The 1,657-nt window shown below is 73.5% G+C and carries 2 protein-coding genes; both read left to right on the top strand.

Annotated elements, in window-relative coordinates; genetic code table 11:
* Positions 1-675: hypothetical protein (locus VF665_RS08135; RefSeq protein WP_331052912.1), on the top strand; the 675-nt coding region annotated here is incomplete at its 5' end.
* Entirely contained in the window at positions 672-1,304 is a 633-nt protein-coding gene (locus VF665_RS08140) for a hypothetical protein (protein WP_331052913.1), read from the top strand. The genes VF665_RS08135 and VF665_RS08140, both read left to right, overlap by 4 nt.
* The last annotated feature ends 353 nt before the right edge of the window (positions 1,305-1,657 follow it).

Consider the following 1,657-nt stretch of genomic DNA (forward strand, 5'->3'; position numbering starts at 1 on the left):
AGCACGCTGGCCATCGCGGGCGTGCTGTCCGCGGGCGGGACCACGGAATCGCCCGCGGAGGCGGACTACAGCGGCGGATGGACCTCGGGGACCCTGGACATCCGCGGATACAACCGCATCAGCCCGTCGTCGCGCTTCAACCTGCGGCTGGCGGCGGGCGGAGTGCTGGGCGGCGGGCCGCTCCCCGCGCAGCGGCAGCACGCCCTGGGCGGCGAGGGCTCGCTCCCCGGCTTTGGCCTGTTCGAGCTGGACTGCGGGGCGCGCGACGGCACGGTGCGGCGCGGAACGGGGAGCGACGCGCCCGTGTGGTTCCTGCGGTACGGCTGCTCGCGTTTTGTGGCCGTGCAGGCGGAGTGGCGCGGCGACCTGGCGATCGGGCTGAACACCGCGGCTGGCGGGCGTGAGGGTGAGGGCGAGGACGCGGCGGCGGGTGACGAGGAGTGGGGCGGACGCGGCGTGCTGCCCACGCTTACGGCGGACCTGGGATGGGTGCTGTTCGTGGACCTGGGCGCGGGATGGAGCCAGGAGCCCGGGTACCGCGACGAGGACACGGCCATGGACGTGGGGGCCGGGATCACCTTTGGCGACTTTGGCGTGTACGCGGCCGTCCCCGTGCGGGAAAAGTACGGGCGCGGCGGGCTGAACATCTTTGTGCGACTGGCGCCGCGCTTTTGAGCTTCGCGCGCCGGTCCTTCCCCGTTCTGCTTCTGCTCTGCCTGTCGCTGGCCCCGCCGGCGGCGGCGCAGGCGCGGCGCCCGCTGGCGGTGCGCGCGACGGGCGCGGAGCAGCAGTGGCGCGCGGTGGTGCTCACCCCCGGCGTGCTGCGCGACCGCGGCCTGCGCGAGGCGCTGGACAGCGGGCTTCCGCTGCGCTTTCGCCTGCGGGCGGAGCTGTGGCGCAAGAACGAGCCGTTCGACCAGCTTGCCGGCGCGCAGGAGATTTCGCGCGCGGTGCTGCGGGCGCCGCTGGGGGCGGGGTACGTGGTGGAGGACGGGCGGGTGCAGCGCCGGTACGCGTCGCTCGCCGCGGCGGAGGCGGGGCTGCAGGCGGCGTTTGCGCCCGGGCTGCGGCCGGCGGTGCAGGGGCAGTACTACTACATCGTGCGGCTGGAAGTGGAGACGCTTTCTCTTTCAGACCTGGACGAGCTGCGGCGGTGGCTGCGGGGCGAGGCGGGGCCGGCCGTGAGCGGCGAGCAGCCGGTGGGGCGCGCGGTGGAGCGGGGGCTGCGGCGCGTGGTGGTGCGGCTCCTGGGCCTCCCCACCCGCCGTTACGAGGACCGGACGGGCGTGTTCGGCGTGCGGTGAGCGGTCGGACAGGAAAGACGAAAGCCTCGCCGTTGCGGCGGGGCTTTTGTGCGCGAGCGGGCTGGGCGAATGAATTCGCTGCAACAATGGCGGAAAGTCCCCCCAAACAGACGGGGGGACTTCACCTGCACGCGGCGGCGGATGCCGGTGTGAGCGGCGGGCGTCAGGGCGGCCCCCACCCGGGTTCGCGTTACTCACCCACCCTCCCCCAAAAAAGACTGGGGGAGGGTTGCCGGGGCGGACGGCTCGACGCGGCTGAGCGAGTGAACTCGCCGCCTCGCCGCAACAAGGGCGGCAAGTTCCCCCCCAAACAGACCGGAAAATTCACTGCACAGGGCCGACGGGTGCCGATG

Source organism: Longimicrobium sp. (genome assembly GCF_036387355.1).
GTDB lineage: Bacteria > Gemmatimonadota > Gemmatimonadetes > Longimicrobiales > Longimicrobiaceae > Longimicrobium.